Origin of the sequence: Pseudomonas sp. NPDC087697, from assembly GCF_044743155.1 — a bacterium.
Lineage (GTDB): Bacteria > Pseudomonadota > Gammaproteobacteria > Pseudomonadales > Pseudomonadaceae > Aquipseudomonas.
In genome coordinates, this window is the sequence record NZ_JBIUVW010000005.1 from 11,588 (window position 1) to 30,002 (window position 18,415).

The window sequence follows — 18,415 nt, forward strand, 5'->3', positions numbered from 1 at the left end:
GAGTACCACGAAAATGACCGGCACCGGCATTCTGCCGCCGCTGTTCGAACGCCTTGCCGCCAGCGAGGCGGATACCGTGCAGGCGTTCGATCGCCAGGCACTGTTGGAGTCGGTCCGTATCGAGTTGCTGCGTTTGTTCAACACCCGCCGTGGCCAGAGCCCGCTGACCACGCCGCCAAGCGTTATTGACTACGGCATCGCTGACTGGACTGCACTGCAGCAACAGCGCAGCGATGACCGCCGTCAACTGGCGCGGCAGATTCGCGAAGCCATCGACCACTTCGAACCGCGCCTGCAACTGGGCGAGGTCGACGTCACACCCGTACCCGAACATCCGCAACAACTGAGCATCAGGTTGCAAGGGGAGCTACGCAGCGGCAAGCAGCATTGGCCTGTCGCATTCGTCATCGAGAACGCCGGCGATGGCCTTGAGGTGCGCCATGAGCGACTCGATTGACCCACAACTGCTCGATTACTACCAACGGGAACTGACCTGGCTGCGCCATGCCGGGAGCATTTTCGCCGAACGCTATCCCAAGGTTGCCAGACGCCTGGAGCTGTCTCCCGGCGAATGCCCGGACCCGCATGTCGAACGTTTGCTGGAAGGTTTCGCCTTGCTGGCGGCGCGCCTGCAACGGCGACTCGACGACGATTACGCCGAGTTCAGCGACGCGCTGCTGGAACAACTGTATCCGTTGACGATGCGGCCGCTGCCGTCCTGCGCCATCGTGCAATTCCAGCCGGACCCGAGCAAGGGCAACCTGGCCGGCGGTTATCCGTTGCCGCGCGACACGCCGTTGTTCGTCACCACCCACAGGGGTGAAAGCATCCACTTTCGCACCAGTGCTGCCGTTCACCTCTGGCCACTGGAAATCGACGAAGCATTGCTGCTGGGAAGCGACGAAGCCCAGGCCCTGACCGGCGTCGCCCTGGCACGCTCGGCCCTGCGCTTGAGTCTGCGCTGCCTGGGCAAAAGCCAATGGGCAGAACTTGGCATCGAGCAGTTGCGCCTGCACCTGGCTGCGTCACCGGTGATCAATGCCAACCTCTACGATTTGCTCGGTGCCCATGCGATTCAGCTCCTCGCCGGACCACCGGGCAGCGCGCCCAAAGTGCTGGCTGGGCTGCCGAAAATCGTCGGTTTCGCCAACGATGAAGTCCTGCTACCCGATGAGGACGGTGTGCATCCGGGGATGCGTTTGCTTGCCGAGTACTTTGCCTTTCCGGACAAATTCAATTTTTTCGACGTGCCGTTGGCGGGTGCAATCAGCGACAGCCAGACGCTGTATCTGTACATCGTTTTCGACCAGGCGCCCAGTAGTCGCCTGCACTTGCAGGCCAGCGACATTGCGCTCGGCTGCGCGCCGGTGATCAACCTGTTCCCGCGAACCTCCGAGCCGCTGCGCCCGGACGGCACTCGTAGCGAATACCGCTTGGTTGCCGACAGTCATCGGGAAAACAGCGTCGAAATCCACAGCATCCGTGCCATGCGCGCCAGCACCTCTCAGGGTGTGCAGCGCGTGCCGGCGTATTACGGCAGCCAGCACGGTGGCAACCACCGCTGTTACTGGCACGCCCGCCGAATCAGCGGCATGACCCCGAACCGCTTGGGCACCGACCTGATGCTGAGTCTGGTGGACACCCAGCTTGATCCGTTTACCGAAGTTACCGAACTGAGCCTGACCGCCGAGCTGCTCTGCACCAATCGACACTTGGCCCAGAGCCTGTCGGCCGGAACGCCGCTGGGCTTCGAGCGGCCGGGGCCGATAGCCTCGGCGCGTTTGCGTAATCCGCCGAGTCCGCAAAGCATGCCGCGACTGGACGGTGAGTCACGCTGGCGGCTGGTCTCGCAACTGACGCTCAACCATTTGTCATTGGTCGAAGGTCCCCAGGCGCTGGATGCGCTCAAGGAGATTCTGGCGTTGCATAACCTGCGTGACGAGGCCAGCGCTTTGCGGCAGATCGAAGGCCTGCTGAGCCTGAGCTGTGAGCGCGTCATCGCACATGTTGGTGAAGACGCCTGGCGCGGGTGGCGTAATGGGCTGGAAGTTCGCTTGCAACTCGATCAGCAGCATTTTGTCGGCAATAGCGCGGTGCTGTTTTCAGCAGTGCTGGCGCAGTTTTTCTCACTCTATGCCACGGCCAATCGCTTCGTGCGCACGGTACTGGTTCAATCAGACAAGGAGATCAAGGCATGGCAACCCCAAGCCGGCATGCCGCTCTCCCTCTGAGCCTGAGCCAACGACTGCGCCGCGATCCTCAGGCGTTCGAGTTGTTGCAGGCCTTGTTGCTGCTCGAACGCGAGCATCCGCAAGCCGAATCGCTGGGCAGTGGCACCGCACCGCAGGCTGAAGCACTGCGCTTGCGCGGCCCGCTGACGCCGTTGTTCGCCGCCAGCCAGGTTGAAAGCCTGACCGACGACAATGGCCACAAACCGACCCTCACCACCCCGGTTTTCGGCCTCGGCGGGCCAGACGGACCACTGCCCTACGCCTATCAGGAATGGCTGCAACAACGAGCGCGCGCCAAGGACCATGCACCGGCCGAGTTCCTTGACCTGTTCCAGCATCGACTGCTCAGCCTGCTTTACAAAGTACTGCGCAAACACCGGATTGCCGTGGGCTTTTCAGTACCAGGCGCTACACCGGTGCACGCTCAGTTACGTGCATTGACCGGTCTGCTGCCCAAATCCCTGCACGAGCGTCAGGCGATTCCCGATGCCGCCGTACTGGCGTGCAGCGCGCTGTTCGCTGACGGGCGCCGTTCGCTTGCAGGCTTTGCCGCGATCGTGCGCGAACAGTTCGGATTGCCGGTTGAGCTCAGCGCCTACACCGGCGCCTGGCGCGAGATTCCGCCCGCCAGTCGCAGCCGCCTGCAGCCGGGAGGGCGCAACTTGCAACTGGGGCGCAGCGCTGTGGCCGGCACGCGGGTCTGGGATGAACATGCCGGAATCCGTCTGACCCTCGGTCCGCTGACACCCGCCCAGGCCGCCGCCTACTTGCCGGACGGTGAAGCGCACCCGGCATTGGCCAGCCTCAGCGCCCTGTATTTCGGTCCGGACCTGGATTGCACGCTGGTGCTGCTGGTCCGTGGCGCGAGCCCGATAAAACTCGGTCGCCAGACACCGCCGATATTGAGCTGGAACGGCGGCCTGCAACGCCAGTCCAGCCTCGCCGTGCAACGCATCGAGACTCGTCTTCGTCAGCGGGAGATCACCTGAACATGGAACTGGCCAGCCTGATCGGACGCCTCAACCCGGACAACCGCCGCGCCCTGGAACGGGCCGCCCAGCGTTGCCTGCAACGCGGTCATCATTACGTTGAAATCGAGCACCTGTTGCTCGAACTGCTGGAGATCGAAGGCGGCGACTTCGCTTACCTGCTGCCGCGCTTCGGACTGGAGCGCGATGCCCTGACGGCGGAAATCAACAAAGCCCTGGAGTTGTTCAAGACCGGCAGCACCCGCACCCCGGCACTCTCGGCGCAAACCATAGGCCTGCTGGAGGACGCCGTGGTGCAGGCCAGTGTGCTTGGCCTTGAGAGCATCCGTTCCGGCCTGCTGCTGTTGGCGCTGCTCGACCGTGATGAACGCCGCAGCCTGTTGCTCAACAGTGCTTCATCGCTGCTGCGCATTCCTCGGGACGCCCTGCGCAGCAACCTGCTGGAATGGACCGAAAGCTCCCGCGAGCATGTCGGTGGTACGCGCCCGGTAGCCACAGCCGCAGGCAAACCCCAGCAGAAACAGGACTCGGTGCTTGACCAGTTCACCCAGGACCTGACCGCCGATGCGCGTGCCGGGCGCATCGATCCTATCGTCGGGCGTGACGGCGAAATTCGTCAGTGCATTGACATCCTGCTGCGCCGTCGCCAGAACAACCCGATTCTGGTCGGCGCGCCGGGCGTCGGCAAAACTGCGGTGGTCGAAGGCCTGGCCCTGCGCATCGCCGCCGGAGACGTGCCGCCCTCCTTGCAAGAAGTCAGCCTGCGGGTCCTCGATCTCGGTCTATTACAGGCCGGTGCCGGGGTCAAAGGTGAATTCGAGCAACGGCTCAAAGGGGTGATCGACGCAGTCCGCAGCGCGGAAAAACCAATCATTCTGTTCATCGACGAAGCCCACACCCTGATCGGCGCCGGTGGTGTCGAGGGCGGAAGCGACGCCGCCAACCTGCTCAAACCGGCGCTGGCCCGCGGAGAGCTGCGCACCCTGGCCGCGACCACCTGGCTTGAGTACAAAAAATACTTCGAGAAAGACCCGGCCCTCGCCCGACGCTTCCAACTGGTACAAGTCGAAGAGCCGGATGAAATCACCGCCGTGGAAATGCTTCGCGGGGTTGCCGCCAAACTCGAACAGCACCACGGCGTGCAGGTCTTGGACGCGGCGATTCATGAAGCGGTGAAGCTGTCCCATCGCTACATCTCTGGCCGGCAGCTGCCTGACAAGGCCATCAGCGTGCTCGACACCGCGTGCGCGCGGGTCGCCCTCGGGCAACACGACGTACCGCCGCCGCTGGAGAGCCTGCGTCATCGCCAGCAAAGCCTCAAAGATGAAGTCGAACGCCTGCGTCGCGAGCAAACCACTGGCCTGGATCACCGTGAGCGTATTACCTTGCTGGAGACCGAATCCACCAGCAACGTACAGGCCATTCGCGAACTGGAGATCCGCTGGAGTGAAGAACGCGTCGCCGTGCGTGAGCTGCTGGAAACCCGGCGCGAACTGCTCGCGCTGAGCGAACGCGCCGACAGCGACAAGCCGGACGACTTCACTGATGGGCGCATCGACCACCTGGCCGCCGAACTGCTGCGCCTGGAAGCCGGCCTCGACGCCATTCGCCAGGACGACCCGCTGGTGCCGGAACAGGTCGACGCGAAAACCGTTGCGGCGGTGATTGCCGGCTGGACCGGCATTCCGGTGGGCAAGATGCTCGCCGATGAGGCCCACGCCGTACGCACTCTAGGTCAACGCATGAGCCAACGGGTGATGGGCCAACGCACCGCGCTGAACACCATCGCCCAACGCTTGCAGGCGTATCGCGCCGGCCTCACCGACCCACAGAAGCCGGTTGGCGTGTTCCTGCTGGTCGGCCCCACCGGCGTCGGTAAAACCGAAACCGCCTACGCCCTGGCCGATGCGCTCTATGGCGGCGAACGCAACCTGATCAGCATCAACCTCTCGGAATACCAGGAAGCCCACACCGTCAGCCAACTCAAAGGCGCCCCACCCGGCTATGTCGGCTACGGCAGCGGCGGCGTGCTCACCGAAGCCGTGCGGCGCAAACCCTATTCCGTGGTGTTGCTGGACGAAATCGAAAAAGCTCACCCGGATGTGCTGGAGGCTTTTTATAACGTCTTCGACAAAGGCCTGATGGAAGACGGTACGGGCCTGGTGGTGGACTTCAAGAATACTGTGATGCTCGCCACCAGCAACGTCGGCGCCGAACTGCTGCTTGACACGCCAGTGGCGCAACTCGGCAGCGATGCCTTCAACGAGCACCTGCACAACGTCCTGCTGAAAGCCTTCCGCCCGGCATTTTTGGCGCGCATGACCGTGGTTGCGTATCGGCCGCTGGATGAAGCGACGCTGGAAGGGATTGTGTTGGCGAAGCTGGAGAAATTGCGTGCTCGCTACAAGGCTGCGACCGGCAAACAGTTCGAGTTTGATGCCGGGATTGTGCAGGCGGTGTTGGCCAAGTGCAGCGCGGCCGGTGCGCGAGATGTTGAAAATGTGTTGATGACGCAGGTGACGGGGAAGTTGGCGGAGTGGGTGCTGGAATAATCCATCAATCCGTTCCTCATTTTTATCTCAGTAAGGACAATCAAACGTGGGTAACGCCTCATCAAGCTCAAAAAAGGTAAACCAGCCTGAAGCTTTGTTGTCCTTGCTACGAACCAACCCCGAAGCTTTCTTCGGAAGCCATGCGCTGCTCGTGCGGGGCAGTGTCACTTCGGGAAGTTGCAGCCTTACCCCCGTGCAAACCAGCAACGCCAGTATCCTGCAGCTGGATGTCACCGCAGGCGGCATCGATTGGTACATTCCGTTTCGAAGTAGCAGTGCCGCCTACATTGATGTCCCCAAAGGGCAAGACACCGGCACACTGGTCGCTACATTCTCGATGAACGGATGCGCACTTTCTGTTCACGAAACGCCCACCGGCAACCGGTTTTTCCATGATGCCGACGGCAAAAACATGCCTGGATCGTTACCAGACGGTGTCCATCCCATTGCCAAATTCCGCCGCACTGACAGCGATTTTTCCGGAACCGATCTGACCGAGTTGAACGAATACGCGGCTAACGTCAACGAAAATGCCAAAGCCACAATGATCGACGATAAAAACTTCGTTCGAAGTTCGTATGAGCACACGGTTATTTCGGTGAAAACGGATGAAGGCTGGGAGGTTTATCGTTGCTCCGTCATTACTTGGGGACAGCAGCTTGTATGGATGAACAAAAATCAGCCCTGCTTACTTGGAAAGTTTATGGACTAGCCTAAAAACCCAGGAGTCGCCTGATGCCCTATAATCCGTTTAAAATAAAAGACCTGGATACCAACAGACCAGAAGACATGCTCGACAATGATAAAAATTGCGTGGCAATGTCTTTTTCCAGAGTACTGGGAATTAACGTATACACCACTATAAATTTTTTCTTGCAAAAGGGCTGGATCAACTCGGCGACACAACTTGAAAACGACACCATCGTCGAAGACATAGCAGCAGAGTTATGCATGGAAAAAATATATACCAATACACCGTGGGGTGAATTAAAAACATCGATGGCAAAAAACTTAGAGGGTCGATATCTAGCAGTTAATACCGGAATTCATGGATTTAACGAAAGCGCGAGTACTGTCGGACATGCTTTTTGCATCATCAAAAACGGAGGATTGGGCGTGGCGGGGAATAATTCGGAAAAAAAACATACCCCCTATCACAGCCAGATAGGCCACATGCACAAAATTACCGTCTGGGGACCTGTGCTTTGGTGTCCTTACTTCGGTATCGCGAAGCCGTTGAAAAAATGACACACCGTCCAACCGGAACGGGCGAGCCTCCACAATGCAGCGGCTGGAACAATCACGAAAAGGGAGATACACATGACGAGTCTGAATTACTGTTTGAGCCGACTCAGAGGAGAACAAGGGGTCATTGCCTTTGGTGACAGCGAGGACTGGTGCGTGACCCGTTTCGACAGCGACGATGACACGCTGGAGGTTTATTGGTCAGAGCCAAATGCGCCATACCGAAAAACCAGTGACTCACAGCATAGTCAAGAGGCATTTCGCCCATGGGGTGGACATGCGGAGATGCAAATGATCAGGGGTTTTCAAGGGACAATCGCTCAGTACGGCGCTACACCTTATCTGGTTGAAATATTCATAAGCAGAAGCCCTTGTTCTCGTTCACAGGCCTTCAATGTTGCGGGCCATGTCTACCCCATAGGTTGTGGAAGAAAAATTCTGGAGTTGGTAAAAGTGTATTCCGCCGTTTCGGTTTGGAAAGTTATCTACAATCAGGTTTTCTCTGGTTCAAGAAACGCACCAGATGAGCAAGCCACCGCCCAGGCGGAGTTCATGATCAACCGACTCAATCAACACCCTCGAGTGGAGGCGTTGCTATGGGCGGACTACCAACATCGACTGCAACCTGCTGAACAATAGCAATGAAAAAGAAAGAAAAAAGGACGCACATGGAGCCTTGGTTATGACTTACGACATTTACCAGGTAAAGCAGGAACATTACGTTGAGGCAGCGAAAGCTTTCATCCTCCAGGTAAATGCCTTAATCAAAAGCAAATCAGTGATTGACCAGCGAGCCATCCAGGCAAACGACGCGCTCAATATTGCAGAATCATATTTGACCAACGGCGACGGGGTATTCAAGTTTATTGCGCTTACCAAAGCAGGTGGAAGTGTTGCAGGGCTGATGACATTAAAAGTCCAAGACACCGAGGTTAAGGTGGAAGATCTTTGCGCCAATCCAACCCTGCCAGGAACGGGGACAGAACTGATAGAACGTGCTGTTCAGTTTTCCGAGCGTAGAGGAAAAAATGGATGTTTGACCTTGACCGACATGAGCAAACCAAAAGTTGAAGGTGGCAAGACATTTTATGGCTCGCTGGGTTTCACCGGACCGCCCGACGACCTTAAAAGAACACTGAACCCCAATGCCAACCCAGGAGTATGGACCCCGCTCCAAAAAAAGAGCGGCAAATCATGGACCAAAAAAAGATAACTTCTGTTACCTGAAAAAGGGGGCAGATTCTATTTTTTAAGGAGTTCCTCATGCGCCCAGTATTGCAACTACGGACCCAGAACGCCTACAACTGTGGTGGCTTTTCGATCTGGATGGCTTTGGAATCGATATACGGCATAGACGAAAGCCTCATTACCACCATAGAAAAAAAAGCAAAAGTCTTTTCAAACAGCGCGGGAGGACTTTTTCGATATTACGAAATAATGAAAGTTATTTTATCGCTCGACTATAGCGCCGAGGCCGTCAGCTTCCACGACCGTACGTCCTTTATAAATGGTCTCAACGCTCACGCTAACGACGCCATTCTTATCGCCTACTCGTTTTATGGACTGGATGGAAGGGTTCAGTCAGAGCATGTTGCTGCGGGAAGTTCTCACTGGAGCGTGGCTGACCGTTGCGAGGGCGGTTATGTGCGGCTTGCCAACCCTCATGGAAACTGGAAATGGGTCAGTATCGACACCATTGTCAGAGCCAACCTGGACTTGGGGAATGGGAGTTTTCACTGGGCTGAATTTGTTGACGAATACGAAAACACACCCACGTTCGATCAAGAAGCCGCTCTGTACACAACCAGTGCTGCTGATTTACTAAATCGAGTTCACGAGCAGACCGATCTCAGCGGCTATTTCATTGCCATCAAAAGCTAAAAAAGGCGCCACAGGTTATTTTTAGTCACTCATAAAGCCGACACTCACCGAGGCCGCTAGATGCCACGCACCACCGACAGCAACACCACCCTCTCCCTCACCGCCACCTCGCTGTCGGCGCTTTACCCTGAGTCGCTGTCCGGCGAAGAAGCCCTCAACGGCCTCGGCTCGCAAACCCTCAACGGCCTCAACAACGGCGCCGCCCTCACCCTGACCAGCGCCGTCGCCACCCACGTCACCACCACCCTGCACAACGACGCCCTGACCCGCCCCTTCGACGCACTGGTCGCGGAAATCCGCCAACTCCCCGCCGACGCCACCGCCGAGCGCTATCAACTCGTACTGCGTCCGTGGCTCTGGTGGCTGACCCTGGCCAGCAATAACCGGGTGTTCCAGAACCTCGCGACCTCGGACATCGTCACCACTATCTTCAAGGCTCATGGCTTTACCGATTTCCAGTTGAAACTCACCGGCAGTTACACCCCACACGAGTACTGCGTGCAGTACGCCGAAACCGATTTCGCCTTCGTCTCAAGGCTGCTGGAAGAGGAAGGGATTTTCTGGTTTTTCACCCACGAGGATGGTAAGCACACGCTGGTTCTGGGGGACAGTAACGATGCCTTCGTGCCAATCCCTAATGGACCCAAGGTGAGTTACCTCGGACAACAGATGGGCGGGCGCGAGTTGCATGGCATTCGATCCGGGCAAGTCTGTGTGCAGGCGGTGGCCGGGGTGTATCGGGCGACGGATTATGAGTTCACTACACCCTCCGCATCCCTCTACGATCAGGCCGAAGCGGTGGCCGGGCCACGGTCGATGTACGAGCATCCGGGCGGTTATAACGCCAAGGCTCGTGGCGATGCGCTGACCAAGCAGCGGGTGGACGGTTTGCGCAGTCAGGAGAAACGCTTTGTCGGCGAGAGCGATTGCCGCTGGCTGGTGCCGGGGCATTGGTTCACGTTGGCCGGCCACGATGACGCGTCACTAAATATCGATTGGGTGGTAACGGCGGTCACACACGAGGCCAGCCACGACAGCTACCGCAATCGCTTCGAAGCCATTCCCAAAGCCACACCTTATCGTCCGGCGCGGCTCACACCCAAACCACGGATGCACACGCAAACGGCGCTGGTGGTCGGCAAATCCGGTGAGGAAATCTGGACCGACCAATACGGACGAATCAAGATCCAGTTCCCATGGGACCGCGACGGTAAAAACAACGAAACCAGCTCTTGCTGGGTGCGGGTGGTACTGCCCTGGAGCGGCAAAGGCTTCGGCATGCAGTTCGTGCCGCGCATTGACCAGGAAGTGATCGTGACCTTTATCGACGGTGACCCGGATCGGCCACTGGTCACCGGTTGCGTCTATAACGGCGACAACGCCCTGCCCTATGCCCTGCCGGCCAATCAGACCCAATCCGGGATCAAGACCAACTCGTCCAAGGGCGGTGGCGGTTTCAACGAGTTGCGCTTCGAGGACAGGAAGGACGCCGAAGAGGTTTTTCTGCAAGCGCAGAAGGACTTCAAGATCAACGTGCTCAACGACACCACTGCCACCGTCGGCCATGATGAAATCCTCATGGTAAAGAACGCCCGCACCCGTACGGTGAAGGAAGGCGACGAGACCGTGACCCTGGAGAAAGGCAAACGCAGCGTGACGATCCAGACCGGCAGCGACAGCCTGGATGTAAAGGACAGCCGCACGGTGAAGGTCGGTGCCGATCAGAAGCACAGCACCGGCGGCAACTACGAACACAAGGTCACCGGCGATTACAGCCTGACGGTGGATGGCAACCTGACCATCAAAGTAACCGGTACCCTCACACTGCAAAGCGGCGGCAGTTTCGCGATCAAGAGTGGCGCCGATCTGGCGGCCCAGGCCAGCACCTCGATCAGTCAGAAGGCTGGCACCTCCCTGAGCAACCAGGCGGGTACGGAACTGACCAACAAGGCTGGCACCACGCTGACCAACGACGCCGGGGTCAGCCTGATGAACAAGGGCGGTGCCGAGCAGACCGTGGACGGCGGCGGCATGCTGACCATCAAGGGCGGACTGGTGAAGGTCAATTGAGGAGTGACAGAGGATGTCATCAGACAAACTGGAGCTGGAACGCGGTGACAGCCAGCTCAACGGACGAATGCTCGACGGCCAACTGGAAGGTCCGCTGCACATCAAGGAAGCCGGACGGCCCCAGGCAGCCTTGAATTACAGCCAGGGCGAACTGCAAGGGACGAGTCTGCTGTATCACCCCAACGGCAAGCTGTCGGCACAGATGCCTTTTGTGCACGACAAGCTACAGGGCGTCGCGACGTTTTATGCGCCGCAAGGCTGGCTGCAACGCAAGGCCACGTATCGCCGAGGCCTGCTGCATGGCGAAGCGAGCAACTATTTTCCCGATGGAAAAGTGGCTGAGGTGGAGTTTTACCGCGACGGTGTGCGTGAAGGGATTTACCAGCGTTTTCACCCTAACGGCAAACCCGCCGTCAACGCCCGCTACGTCAACGGTCAGCTGCTTGAACCGGAACAAGGCTTTGCCAGCGATGGACGACCGCTGGATGCCGAGGGCAAGCCGATTTCGCGGATGCGCTGGTGGTACCGGCGCTGGGCCGATCCAGCGCAAGTCTAAAGCCTTGTATTGAATGTGAAGGCCCCTTCGCGAGCAGGCTCGCTCCCACATTTTGATCGCCGCTGCACACAACTACTGTGTTCAATGAAGATCCCCTGTGGGAGCGGGCTTGCTCGCGAAGAGGCCGGCACATCCAGCATCAATGGTGGCTGAAACACCGCCTTCGTCGGATCGCCGCCCGGAGCAAGCGAACGTCGCCCGGCCCTTCCCACACTCGATCTGAGTCGTATCAGGGGATGAGCATCTGCATCTGCCCCGGCATCGCGATCTTGATCATCCCGCCCCAGTTGCACATCAAGCTGCAGTTGGCGTCGAGGGCAGGCATTCCCCCCAGCAACAGGGTCGGCGCTCCGGGCATCCACGGGGCGGCGGTGGCCGGAATGCACGGCATCGGCGTCAGCACCCCAAGGGCGGCGGCGGTGGCCGCCGCGACCATTGGATTGGCCGGGCTCATGCACATGCCAAAGGGCATGATGTTCAGAAGCGGAATGTGATCCATGATGTTCGCCGCCGGCATCCCGCCGGTCAGCGTGCGGTTCACCGGCAGCACGTTGAGCACTGCTGGCGCCGCACCGAAACTGCATTGCAGGGTCGCGGTGGCGCAAACTTGCGGACAGCCCATTTCGAATCTCCTTCCTGGAACCGGTGCTCCTCTGAACCATAGTCCGCCGAGCCTGTTCTCGCACATCAGGAACGCTGATTATCCAGCAACACGCTAACCTATAAGACCTTGCCGCGCTTGTGGTGCCCCCAGTGCGCCATTAGATTAGCCAATGATGTCTGGCCTCCAAAATAAGCAGAAGGGATAAGCATGGCGCTTACTGACCAGTCCACCCGTATCCGCTCTGGCGAAGAACTCGATGCCAGCCTGATCGATCCGTACCTCAAGGCGCACATTCCGGGCCTGAGCGGGTTGCCGCAGATCAGCCAGTTCCCCGGTGGCGCTTCAAACCTGACGTACCTGCTCGAATACCCCGAGCAGGAGTTTGTGTTGCGTCGGCCGCCGTTTGGCCACAAGGCCAAATCCGCCCACGACATGGGCCGTGAATATCGCATTCTCAATCAGCTCAAGGACGGTTTTCCGTACTGCCCGAAAGCCTACGTACACTGCACCGACGAATCAGTGATCGGTGCCGAGTTCTACGTGATGGAACGGGTCAAGGGGATCATCCTGCGCTCTGATCTGCCGCCGGAACTGGGCCTCGACGCGGCCAAAACCGAAGCCCTGTGCAAAAGCTTCATCGACAAGTTCGTCGAACTGCACCGCGTCGATTACCAGGCCTGTGGTCTGGCCGACCTGGGCAAACCGGAAGGTTATGTCGCGCGGCAGATTCGTGGTTGGAGCGAGCGCTACGAAAAAGCCCTGACGCCTGACGCTCCGAGCTGGGAAGCGGTCAAGGCCTGGCTCAACGACAAGATGCCGGCCGACCACCCGACGTCGAGCATCGTTCATAACGACTACCGCTTCGACAACGTGATCCTCGACCCGAACAACCCGATGCAGATCATCGGCGTACTGGATTGGGAACTGACCACTTTGGGCGATCCGCTGATGGATCTGGGCAACACCCTCGCCTACTGGATCGAAGCCGGCGACCCGGCACCGGTGCAGCTGATGCGCCGCCAACCGAGCCACGCTCCCGGCATGCTGACCCGTCGCGAGTTCGTCGATTATTACGCCGAACGCTCGGGGATCCAGATCGATAATTTCGACTTCTACTACACCTACGGGCTGTTCCGCCTGGCCGGTATCGTGCAGCAGATCTACTACCGTTTCTTCCATGGCCAGACCCAGGACAAACGCTTCGCGCAGTTCATTCACATGAACAAACTGCTGGAGCAGATGAGCCTGCAAGTCATCCAGAAATCCAGCCTCTGATCGCGCACCTGGCGCCACGCCCCTCACAAGGAAAAACCATGTCCAAGACTCAGTTGTTCGACCTCGACGGTAAAATCGCTTTCGTCTCCGGCGCCAGCCGTGGCATCGGTGAAGCCATCGCCAAACTGCTGGCCCAGCAAGGCGCCCACGTGATCGTGTCGAGCCGCAAACTCGACGGCTGCCAGCACGTTGCCGACGCGATCATCGCAGACGGCGGCAAAGCCACCGCCATTGCTTGCCACATCGGCGAGATGGAACAGATCACTCAGGTGTTCGCCAGCATCCGCGAGCAGTTCGGACGCCTGGACATCCTGGTCAACAACGCCGCGACCAACCCGCAGTTCTGCAACGTGCTGGACACCGACCTCAGCGCCTTCCAGAAAACCGTCGACGTGAACATTCGCGGCTACTTCTTCATGTCGGTGGAGGCCGGCAAGCTGATGCGCGAGAGCGGTGGCGGCAGCATCATCAACGTCGCGTCGATCAACGGCATTTCGCCGGGCATCTTCCAGGGCATCTACTCGGTGACCAAGGCGGCGGTGATCAACATGACCAAGGTCTTCGCCAAGGAGTGCGCGCAGTTCGGCATCCGCTGCAACGCCCTGCTGCCGGGTCTGACCGACACCAAATTTGCCTCGGCGCTGGTAAAGAACGACGCGATTCTAAAGACTGCGTTGCAGCAGATTCCGCTCAAGCGTGTGGCTGATCCGAGTGAAATGGCCGGTGCGGTGTTGTATTTGGCGAGTGATGCGTCGAGTTATACGACCGGGGTTTCGTTGAATGTCGACGGTGGGTTCTTGTCCTGATTCAGCGGACATGCGCTACGACAGGCAGCCTTCGGGCTGCCTTTTTTATGGACGCACCCTCATCGTTGTAGGAGCCGCCGAAGGCTGCGATCTTTTATCGCCGGTAGATCAACAGATCGTCCGAACGCGGCCCGAACCTTCGGCAGCTCCTACGCGAGCGAAAATGAATTCACACCTTGCGATAATCGAATATATATACATAAATAGACATCCTAAAAACAATAAAACACACGACTGTTACCCGAAGCGATCCGCAGCCGAACTTAAACATTTAGAAGTGCAATTTTCACTACCCACTCACTCAAACACGTTAGCCTCTAGTCCGCAGCCAAACACACCATAACTCTTCACTCACAATTCGTTCGCTGCACTACGCTCACGCGCCAACAGCCCTTATAACGATCAACAAGGGCAAAAGCGCGCCTGTACTTTATATATTGGAATCTATTCATGAAATCACGGATGAAACTTTCTTTAGCTATGACTTGCCTGATAACGGCCGGTTTTACAGCTCATCTTTACGCAGACAACGACACGTTCGGCACCCAGATCAGCGCACAGGTCACCGCGAACTATGCGGATACCCGTGACTCCTGCGGTAGCTACGCACAACCGGCTTTCGCCTGTTCAGGCGTCATCATCAGGTCCACGCGTTATTCCGACGCCTACCGGTCATGGGAGCCAAGCGCTAAACACAAGAGCGCCGGCGCCGTTTCGTTTTCTTATCTCAGAGCCGACTCGAAGTTCAACGAAATGGCGGGGGTAGGTCGAAACGGCTTCATCCGCTATCCGGATGATCAAATGCCTGCCGGAATGAATGGCACACAAGTTATTTGTGCCTTCCCAATTGATGGTGGCAGTGATGAACGGCAAGTATTAGGATGCGACGATTCCAACCTGACCCCTGAATTTGAAAGCAGCTGCCAGCAGCAAAGTATTACCACCGCCGAACAGTGGTATGCGTTTTATGTAAAAAACAACAAGTCACATCATCGCCAGTGTGCTTTCGATGTACTCACCGGCCCAACCGGTCCCGCGGCAAAAGAGTTCATCGAAAACCTTCGAGCAATGCAATACATACAAGATGAAAGTTTTGGTTCTCTAGGAAAGAGCAATAACGAGTTACGCATTGCCACATGGGCAGATGGCCTTGGAAAAGCTTTTCCGGTCATGTCGTTCTTTTACATTGAAGGTGGCCTTGAGGCCGCACAAAAAGATCAAAAAGCTTTTCATGCAGATACGGGAAGATTCGTTCCAATCCTGAACGTCACGTTGCCCCGGTCCCCCTCGGAGGACGCGACATTTACCTACCTTCCTTCTGACCAGCTCGCGCTGAACGATAGGTCAGGTCAGTCAAATCACCGCTAAAGCGATACGGCTCGTATGATCGTTACCACGCAGAGCGTGGGAACGATCAACATAAATCGCTGGTAGATCAACAGATCGCAGCCTTCGGCAGCTCCTACGCGAGCGAACATGAATTCCATATCTTGCAATAATCGAATTTATATTCCATAAATAGGCATCCTGAAAACAATAATCCAAAGGACCCTGTCATGCGCGAACTCGGAATCGGACTCATCGGCACAGGCTTCATGGGCCGTGCTCACGCCCTGGCCTTTCGCAACGTCAGTGCGGCATTTGAGCTGCCCTTCACGCTTCGCCTCGCCGCCCTTGCCGACGCCGATCCTGTTCGCGCACAAGCGTGTGCCAATGCCTGGGGTTTCGAGCAGGTCCACAGTGACTGGCAGCGGTTGATCGACGATCCCAAGGTCAACCTGATCGCCATCGCCACCCCCAATCATCTTCATTACCCGATGGCCATGGCAGCTCTGGCGGCAGGCAAACCGGTGTACTGCGAAAAACCGCTGGCTGTCAGTCTTGAACAAGCCAACGCCATGCATTCGGCAGCCAAAGCGGCCGGCGTGGTCACCCGTGTGGGTTACAACTACCAGCACAACCCGATCATTGGTTTGGCCCACGACCTGATTCGAAACGGCGACTTGGGCGAGATCATCAGTTTTCAGGGCGAGTTCAGTGAAGACTTCATGGCCGACCCAGCGTCACCCTGGTCGTGGCGTTGTGAAGCCGAACATGCCGGCGGCGCGCTGGCGGATCTGGGCAGCCACTTGCTGGCCATGGCGCGCTATCTGCTTGGCGATGTCGAGGCCGTGTGCGCCGATACCCAGACAGTGCATCGCCAGCGCCCAGCCACGGCGGGCAGCCAGGAGCAACGCAGCATTGCCGTCGACGACCAGGCCCATGCCTTGCTGCGCTTCGCCAGCGGCGCTCGCGGCACCTTCAGCAGCAGTTGGCTCAAGCACGGCTACAAGAATCACCTGAGTTTCGAGATCAGTGGTACCCGAGGCACCCTGGCGTTCGATCAGGAGCGCTTGAATGAGTTACGCCTGTGCCGCGTCGGCCAGGACGGTTTCCAGCGCTTGCTGGCCGGACCGAACCTGCCCGGCTACGCGGCTTTCAGTCCTGCACCGGGGCATCAACTGGGTTACAACGAGTTGAAGACGCTGGAAGTGCATGAGCTGATCATGGCCTTGGCCGGGCAAGGCCAGAACGGCACTGACTTCGAGCAAGCCTTTGAAGTGGAGCGACTGGCAACGGCGATTCGATTGGCGGCGCGGGAACAGCGCTGGGTCAATATCAGGGAGGTCTGATCGCTACAACGCTCCTGCTCAGCGCACCAATCGCTGCGCCAACGCCTTGGCCTGACTCGCCACGTCAGTCACCGCCGTGCTCTCCCACCACATCCCGCGCAGTGGTGGGCCCATGGCGAACAAGCGGCTCGATATCTGCCCTTCGGCATCCAGCACTGCGCCACCGGCATCTGCCGCGATCCCCAACGCCAATGGTCCCGGACGAATCAGTCCGCGTGTCAGCAGTTGCTGTGGTAACGGCCGGGCGACCCGGCGCCAGTCGTATTCGATGCCGCTGGAGTTGATCAGCGCGTCGCCACTGACCACCGTCACTTCAGACTCCCCACGACGACGGATGCGAATGCTCACCCGGCCCTCCGCCGAGGGTGCAAGGCCTTTGAACGAAGCGGCCTGAATCCGCAACCGCCCTTCCTGGTGCAAACGCGCCACCAATTCGGCACTCAAGGGCGGTGAACGGTGATGATGGCTTTCCCACCACGGCCGCACATGCCGCACGAACTGCCGACGCTGCACATCCGTCGCCTGGCTCCACAGCCGCCCGATATGGACCCGCACGGTATCCAGCGGCGCCTGCCAGTCGATACCGTCCGCCATCGCAGCACGGCAATGGCGTCGCAGCTCATGCATCAGCTGCCGCGGACTGCGAATGTCAGGATCTTCGGCAAGAAAATCCACCCACGCCGGCGGTTGCCGACGCACATGAGGCAGCAAGCCATGGCGGGAAAATACTTCGATCGGGCCGCGATGCCCGGCCTGCTCCAGCGACACCACAGCATCGACCATGGTCAGGCCCGAGCCGATGATCAACACCGTCGATTGCGGATCAAGCTGCGTCATCGCCGCCACATCCCAAGGGTCCACAGCTGCGGCGTTCAAGCCAGTGGATTCGGTTTGTGGCGTTCGCGCGGCCGGGAACAGGCCGGTGGCCAACACCGCAAAAGCGCCGCGCAACCGCGAACCATCACTCAACGTCAGCAACGTGGTGTGTTCTTCGGTTTGCAGGTCGATCACCTCCCCGCGCACATGCTCGACGCTTGAGCCATAGAGCGCGCCGACTGCCTGGGCTTCGGCCAACCGTTGCTGCACATACAGACCGAAAATGCCCCGAGGCGGGAACAACTCGGCGACAGGCACTGACTGCTGGTCCGACTCGGGCCAGCCGCCGTTCGCAATAAATGCGCTCAACCATTGGGTCAGGTCGTCGGTGTTGTCCGGGTCGACACTCATCCGCGCGGCGTTGCCGTTCAGCGTGTGGCCCAACTCAACCGCGCTGTAGGCTTCGCCCCGGCCCAGTTCGGCGCGAGGTTCGATCACCAGCACCTGACGCTTGCCGGGCAAGCGCATCAACTGCGCGGCAAGCAACGCACCGCTCAGGCCGCCGCCGACGATCAGGATGTCAGCGCTGCGGATGGTGTCTGTTGTCTGTCCGCCTGGGGTTTCACTCATGCGGTTCTCACGGGTCGATGTTTGTCTGAAATGTATCAGTGACGGCTGCGCAGTCAATCGCCACAGTGTTCAACCGCTGTTACCCACT

The 18,415-nt window shown here is 58.6% G+C and carries 17 protein-coding genes; 15 read left to right on the forward strand and 2 right to left on the reverse strand.

Going from position 1 to position 18,415, the window contains the following annotated elements; translation table 11 throughout:
* Positions 1-13 precede the first annotated feature (13 nt).
* From tssE to ACIPIN_RS05505, 11 genes are all read left to right on the forward strand, one after another.
* A complete protein-coding gene (gene tssE / locus ACIPIN_RS05455) occupies positions 14-457 on the forward strand; it encodes a type VI secretion system baseplate subunit TssE (RefSeq protein ID WP_401116336.1) in 444 nt (147 codons plus the stop codon).
* The gene (tssF, locus tag ACIPIN_RS05460; RefSeq protein ID WP_401116339.1) at positions 441-2,231 is read left to right on the forward strand and encodes a type VI secretion system baseplate subunit TssF; all 1,791 of its coding nucleotides are present in this window, start codon (positions 441-443) and stop codon (positions 2,229-2,231) included. The genes tssE and tssF overlap by 17 nt, the downstream gene beginning before the upstream one ends.
* Positions 2,195-3,220, forward strand: a complete 1,026-nt coding sequence (gene tssG / locus ACIPIN_RS05465) for a type VI secretion system baseplate subunit TssG (protein ID WP_401116341.1) — start codon at positions 2,195-2,197, stop codon at positions 3,218-3,220. The genes tssF and tssG overlap by 37 nt, the downstream gene beginning before the upstream one ends.
* A gap of 2 nt (positions 3,221-3,222) precedes the next feature.
* The gene (gene tssH, locus ACIPIN_RS05470) at positions 3,223-5,772 is read left to right on the forward strand and encodes a type VI secretion system ATPase TssH (protein ID WP_401116344.1); all 2,550 of its coding nucleotides are present in this window, start codon (positions 3,223-3,225) and stop codon (positions 5,770-5,772) included.
* A 46-nt stretch (positions 5,773-5,818) separates the two neighbouring features.
* A complete protein-coding gene (locus ACIPIN_RS05475; RefSeq protein WP_401116347.1) occupies positions 5,819-6,484 on the forward strand; it encodes a hypothetical protein in 666 nt (221 codons plus the stop codon).
* 23 nt (positions 6,485-6,507) lie between these two features.
* A complete protein-coding gene (locus ACIPIN_RS05480) occupies positions 6,508-7,020 on the forward strand; it encodes a hypothetical protein (protein ID WP_401116349.1) in 513 nt (170 codons plus the stop codon).
* Positions 7,021-7,092: 72 nt separating this feature from the next.
* Positions 7,093-7,656 carry a hypothetical protein gene (locus tag ACIPIN_RS05485; RefSeq protein WP_401116352.1) on the forward strand — a complete coding sequence of 188 codons (564 nt, stop codon included), beginning with the start codon at positions 7,093-7,095 and terminating at the stop codon, positions 7,654-7,656.
* Positions 7,657-7,699: 43 nt separating this feature from the next.
* Positions 7,700-8,230, forward strand: a complete 531-nt coding sequence (locus ACIPIN_RS05490; protein WP_401116354.1) for a hypothetical protein — start codon at positions 7,700-7,702, stop codon at positions 8,228-8,230.
* Between the two features lie 50 nt (positions 8,231-8,280).
* The gene (locus tag ACIPIN_RS05495; RefSeq protein ID WP_401116357.1) at positions 8,281-8,898 is read left to right on the forward strand and encodes a hypothetical protein; all 618 of its coding nucleotides are present in this window, start codon (positions 8,281-8,283) and stop codon (positions 8,896-8,898) included.
* A gap of 60 nt (positions 8,899-8,958) precedes the next feature.
* The gene (gene tssI, locus ACIPIN_RS05500) at positions 8,959-10,968 is read left to right on the forward strand and encodes a type VI secretion system tip protein TssI/VgrG (protein ID WP_401116360.1); all 2,010 of its coding nucleotides are present in this window, start codon (positions 8,959-8,961) and stop codon (positions 10,966-10,968) included.
* 13 nt (positions 10,969-10,981) lie between these two features.
* Positions 10,982-11,524 (forward strand): toxin-antitoxin system YwqK family antitoxin, encoded by a 543-nt coding sequence (locus tag ACIPIN_RS05505; RefSeq protein WP_401116363.1) that lies wholly within the window; start codon positions 10,982-10,984, stop codon positions 11,522-11,524.
* 229 nt (positions 11,525-11,753) lie between these two features.
* On the opposite strand, the gene ACIPIN_RS05510 is transcribed toward ACIPIN_RS05505, so the two are convergent.
* Positions 11,754-12,146, reverse strand: a complete 393-nt coding sequence (locus ACIPIN_RS05510) for a DUF4280 domain-containing protein (protein WP_401116366.1) — start codon at positions 12,144-12,146, stop codon at positions 11,754-11,756.
* A 189-nt stretch (positions 12,147-12,335) separates the two neighbouring features.
* Here ACIPIN_RS05510 and ACIPIN_RS05515 point away from each other — a divergent pair, with 189 nt between their 5' ends.
* The 4 genes from ACIPIN_RS05515 to ACIPIN_RS05530 all read left to right on the forward strand — a co-directional run bounded on the left by ACIPIN_RS05515 (position 12,336) and on the right by ACIPIN_RS05530 (position 16,881).
* Entirely contained in the window at positions 12,336-13,403 is a 1,068-nt protein-coding gene (locus ACIPIN_RS05515; RefSeq protein WP_401116369.1) for a phosphotransferase family protein, read from the forward strand.
* A gap of 38 nt (positions 13,404-13,441) precedes the next feature.
* Positions 13,442-14,209, forward strand: coding sequence for an SDR family oxidoreductase (locus tag ACIPIN_RS05520; protein WP_401116372.1), 768 nt, complete (start codon positions 13,442-13,444; stop codon positions 14,207-14,209).
* 450 nt (positions 14,210-14,659) lie between these two features.
* Positions 14,660-15,577, forward strand: coding sequence for a hypothetical protein (locus ACIPIN_RS05525; RefSeq protein ID WP_401116375.1), 918 nt, complete (start codon positions 14,660-14,662; stop codon positions 15,575-15,577).
* A 188-nt stretch (positions 15,578-15,765) separates the two neighbouring features.
* The gene (locus tag ACIPIN_RS05530) at positions 15,766-16,881 is read left to right on the forward strand and encodes a Gfo/Idh/MocA family protein (protein WP_401116378.1); all 1,116 of its coding nucleotides are present in this window, start codon (positions 15,766-15,768) and stop codon (positions 16,879-16,881) included.
* An 18-nt stretch (positions 16,882-16,899) separates the two neighbouring features.
* On the opposite strand, the gene ACIPIN_RS05535 is transcribed toward ACIPIN_RS05530, so the two are convergent.
* Positions 16,900-18,327, reverse strand: coding sequence for an FAD/NAD(P)-binding protein (locus ACIPIN_RS05535; protein WP_401116381.1), 1,428 nt, complete (start codon positions 18,325-18,327; stop codon positions 16,900-16,902).
* Positions 18,328-18,415: the final 88 nt, after the last annotated feature.